At 36.8% G+C, this 4,612-nt stretch carries 4 protein-coding genes; all 4 read right to left on the reverse strand.

The features are described 5' to 3' along the window. Positions 1-476: 476 nt before the first annotated feature. Entirely contained in the window at positions 477-2,894 is a 2,418-nt protein-coding gene (locus tag BQ8014_RS05020) for a S8 family serine peptidase (protein WP_160150034.1), read from the reverse strand. 5 nt (positions 2,895-2,899) lie between these two features. Further along, positions 2,900-3,472, reverse strand: a complete 573-nt coding sequence (locus tag BQ8014_RS05025) for a hypothetical protein (protein ID WP_080903408.1) — start codon at positions 3,470-3,472, stop codon at positions 2,900-2,902. Positions 3,473-3,758: 286 nt separating this feature from the next. Further along, complete coding sequence (locus BQ8014_RS05030; protein WP_080903409.1) at positions 3,759-4,403, reverse strand: nucleotidyl transferase AbiEii/AbiGii toxin family protein; 645 nt, start codon at positions 4,401-4,403, stop codon at positions 3,759-3,761. Next, a partial coding sequence (locus BQ8014_RS05035; RefSeq protein ID WP_080903402.1) for a DUF6922 domain-containing protein occupies positions 4,358-4,612 on the reverse strand: 255 nt, incomplete at its 5' end. The genes BQ8014_RS05030 and BQ8014_RS05035, both read right to left, overlap by 46 nt.

Genomic DNA, 4,612 nt, shown 5'->3' on the forward strand with positions numbered 1-4,612 from the left:
CCATCCTCTTTCAATGACACGCTGAACCACAATCTTTCTTGATTTCCACCAGTCAAAACGGGACAGGTCATATTCCCAAAGCAGTGAAGGAGAAATTGAAGAATCGCCTGCGTATTTTTTTATATTCATCAAATAAAGTCATTTCCCGTTCTTTTCGTATGATTACAAATTTAATATATTTTCACGGAATATACAATTAATCAGTCGGTTTTCATCATTCATATCCTTCTCCTTTATCTTTCTTTCGCAAATCGGAGGTCTTTTTCGTGTGAAGCGAGGTGATCGAGATCGTTCATTCTTTCCAAAAGTAAGTATCGATTGTTGGATGGGTTGTTCGTAGTGCATGCTACGAACAGCCTATTCAAAATAAATATTTTCATGCAAATGATGATTCGTATGTAACCTGATTGTCAGTGGTAGAGTGTCGTTCCATAATGATAAAAATCAGATGGTTATAATGTTCTAATCTTAAAACTTTAATCTCTTTTAATGATTAGTTTGGCCTCATATATTTTTGAATCCTTAATAATATGTACAATATAGAAACCGTCCCGTAACAGATGAATATCGATCGGCTCGTTCTCTTTTACGATATGTTTACCAAGTAGTGAACTTTGATTGTTATAGATAAGTACGGACAAGTCGCTATTATCCGTCTTGTCTGATGCAACTTCATTTTCCGAAATCTTTTGTTTGATACGGAAAGAGGTACTTGCGGGATTAGGATATATCAGGAAGAGCGGTTCCGTATCATCAATAACCTGGAAATCTTTGGTTGCCGTAAATGTACCGCAATCGGATATTCCTGTACAAATAATTAAGACGTTGCCCGGATAATATTGGCTGAGGGGAGAAAGGATCAATCTACTAGGTGTGTCAGGATGCATTACAACGCCATTTACCATCCATTGCACAACGACGCTTCCTAACATGGTAAAATAGGCTCTTTTTTGACTAATATATCCTTCATCCGGACCTTCGATAGGTTCATAGCCATTCAAATCTACATTGAGAGATAGGGGTATGGTATTTCCGGAGGGAGGAGTGATTGTCGCAAGGATCCTATCCTGTCCCGCTCCATTTTTGGCGGTAGCTGTAAAACTTGTACCTGTCCCCGATGCAGGAATGAAATTTGTCGCAGACCATTGTACCGTTGCTCCTTGCGGGAGGTTTTCAATGGTATAAGTAGCTTGGTCGCAAACGGCGGAGGGGCCGGAGATACGTGGAGCAACTGCGTAAACGGCCGCGTAGGCATTGACTAAACCATAGCCCATTTCATTGTTCCAGACACCATTGGGGCGACCGGTTGTCGTTGCATAAGAATAGTTACCCACTTTTTGAGCTGTTTGCTCGATTACATCCCTTACCTGCTGACCGGTAAGGTCAGGACGAACAGAAAGGATAAGAGCGGCAACTCCGGCTACATGTGGACAGGCAGCGGAAGTGCCGTTGAACCATACAGTATAATCTCTATTGCTGTAATCAGAAGTTACTTTATTTCCTCCATTACCTGTATGTATTGGGACATTTGGATTATATCCGCTATTCTCTGTCAGATCGGTTGTAGAGATGAGTACACCTGGAGCAACTACATCTAATTGGGATCCATAGTTACTTCCCCAATTTTCACCGTCGCATGAACTTGGATCTTTCCTTTGTCCACAAGGACTTATTGCTCCTACTGTAAGGATATCAGGATTACTATTTGCTGGATATCTAATTGAGGAGTTGTCGTTGTGAGAAAGAAAAACCACAATACATCCAAGTCCATTTCGACCGTTAATTATAGCATTAGTAATTGCATTGTCAATTAAACTACTCGCTAAGTCATTATGTGCCCATGAATTACTTATGACGTCAGCTCCGTTTTGTACTGCCCAATTAATGCCATCTGCTATCCGTCCACGTATATTAGGTGTTAAAAGGTCCAATGTACTACTTATTGACATTAAACTACAATTAGGAGCAACCCCCCTTATCCCTGCATTATTCCCAACAGCTCCAATAATGCCGGCACAAGCCGTTCCATGATCTCCTCGTACAATACTCGGAGAAGTTCCGTTGTCCGTATCATAGCTTAGAGAATTTATATTTGATTGTAAATCTGGATGATTTAACTGTATTCCTTGGTCAACGACTGCTACCGTTACATTTGATCCTGTTGATAAGTTCCATGCATCACAAGCCTTAATATCAACGCCAAAGGTACCTCCGTACTGTCCAGTATTTTTTAACCCCCATTGATTAGTAAAAAACTCATCAGTTGCACATCCTATTATATCTTCCACCATTAAATCGGGTTCTGCATATTGGAACAAATTACTTTCATAATAGACATTTGCTAGTTCCAATGTATTATTTTTCGACTGTTTTGTGCAGGACAGCAAAAACCATAAAGGCATAAAATTATCCTGTTTTACGATAATTACATTCCATTGTTCGGAATATTTTCTAAGTAATATAGTATCCGATAATTCCTTTATTTTTACATAAAAATAATTGGAAAGTCCTATTTTTTTACTGTTTGGCGACTTAAAATAGGGCGATACGATCATATCTCCACTTTGCTTTATCTGTTTTATTTTATCAGTATAAATAGCTGGTGACAAATTTGTTCCTAATTTGACTTCTGACCAAAAGATATCTTTGTCTGTTTGTTGTTGTTTTCTTAACATATTAGACATTTCATCTTTCCGAATATTTATAACAGCATTTTTTAATATATTGTTAAACTCTATTGATTCACGACCGATAGACGAAACAAATACATAATCGGTGTTTAGTTCTAAATATTGTTTTTCTCCCTTGTAATAATAAAAATATTCGCTGTTGTTTTGTGAAAATAGAAAAACAGAAAACAAAGACAGGCAGATTATATAAATATATTTTTTCATAATAGTCATAATGAAGTTACACTAAAATTTACTTTTGCTTTTTGAGGTAGTTTTTCAACAATAATGCCATATTGAAAAAAACCATCTGGTCGAGCTGCCATACCGGATATTCGTATTTGAAAAAGATAATCGATATCCCCTGTTTTGGAATAAGAATATTCGAGATTCGCTTCGCTGAGATAGCTATCACATCCTATTAATAACGTATATTTCGAGAAATCAATATTTTGTAAATCGTTTACTTTACTTAATTCTTCCCAACTAAAGATATTCTGCAATTCTGATTGGTCTTGAATTACTTTGTGATCACCCTTTTCAATATTACCGGATAAATACATTTTAGGTAACTCCTTAACAATAATTGCTTCAGGGAAAATAGGATTTTTTTCGTAATTGTCATTGTTGCATCCTCCTATTACGAGCAAAGTAAAAGGAAATAGAAGAAAATTAAGTCGTATTTTTTTTGTTTTCATATACTTGTTTTTTTGAATAAATAAAATAATCCAATTAAAAAAAATATTTTCAAGCGAATAAAGATTCACCTGTTCCTGATTGTCTGGCGGAGTAGTTGTTTCCATAAGTATTAAAAATTAAATAATGGATCGTATCATTTTTATAGATAGATGCTTAATTCTTTCAAAAAGCTGCATCAACTATTCAAAAAAGGAAAGCGCAACGGTCGTAAAACCTGGCTGGGGATTTTGCAGAGAGAGTGTTTTCCGCATGAGAGTGTCATAAGGACCGGTTCACATTCAGTTCTACAAATTTATATAAAAAATTCAGGCTTTTGTGTTCTTTTGTAATTTTATTTTCATCTTATATTCAATAGATTCGTAGGCGATTGCCTTTATGGACAATGGGTGATTAGGGAAGCGGAAACGACTCGAAAATTTTATTTTGATCTTTGACCATCTCAACCAATCTTTTTTCAATGAGTTTCCAATCATATTTACCATTTAGCATAACAATATCCTCTTCGAAGTCTATGTCATCAAAGTAAGTAATGGCTTTGAAGGGTCTGATTACATTTGAATCAGGAAACTTGCGTTCATATAATCTCAGCATTGAATTAAAAGGGAAACAGGTGGAAAGGAAAGCTATATCTATGAAATCCTTTAATCTCGAACCATTGTCAGCAATAGCAGAAAGTTTCATGGCAACGATATCCTCTATGCTATACAACCTGATGCCGGATTCTGTGTACGGCTTTTCGAGATATTCATATGAATGGGTTATGCAATCTATTTTAATGCCGTCTATGGTACCTTTCAAGGTATTTCTCTCCATAAAGTCAGTACGGAAGCCATAATTATCATGAAGAAATGTTTCCAATTTTCCTGCATCAAATGGCTCCGACGTGAAAAGATCCAGGTCCGCACTTATCCTATGGCCTAAATATAGAGCTAAAGAAGTTTCTCCCGCCAGATTAAAACCTGACATGACACTTTCAGCTTCCAGTTTCTTCAGGAGTCCAAGAGTTGATCCCGCAACAGTTTCCGTGTATAACATTTCAACTCTTCTTTTTTAAGGTCAAAAGCGACACAAACAAAATTCATGTCCCGTGCCGATAGGCTGGGAACTTCTTTTATTATTTCCCTGAATCCTTCTATGCCACCATACAAATTAAACGCAGCGTAAAAATCCTTCACCCATCCTCTTTCAATGACACGCTGAACCACAATCTTTCTTGATTTCCACCAGTCAAAACGGGACAGGTC

Source organism: Parabacteroides sp. Marseille-P3160 (assembly GCF_900162725.1).
Taxonomy (GTDB): domain Bacteria; phylum Bacteroidota; class Bacteroidia; order Bacteroidales; family Tannerellaceae; genus Marseille-P3160.

What these genes read in the sequence shown, in the direction of transcription:
- BQ8014_RS05020 (WP_160150034.1), bottom strand. Translation starts at nt 2,894, where the DNA reads ATGAAAAAATATATTTATATAATCTGCCTGTCTTTGTTTTCTGTTTTT.
- BQ8014_RS05025 (WP_080903408.1), bottom strand. Translation starts at nt 3,472, where the DNA reads ATGGAAACAACTACTCCGCCAGACAATCAGGAACAGGTGAATCTTTAT.
- BQ8014_RS05030 (WP_080903409.1), bottom strand. Translation starts at nt 4,403, where the DNA reads ATGTTATACACGGAAACTGTTGCGGGATCAACTCTTGGACTCCTGAAG.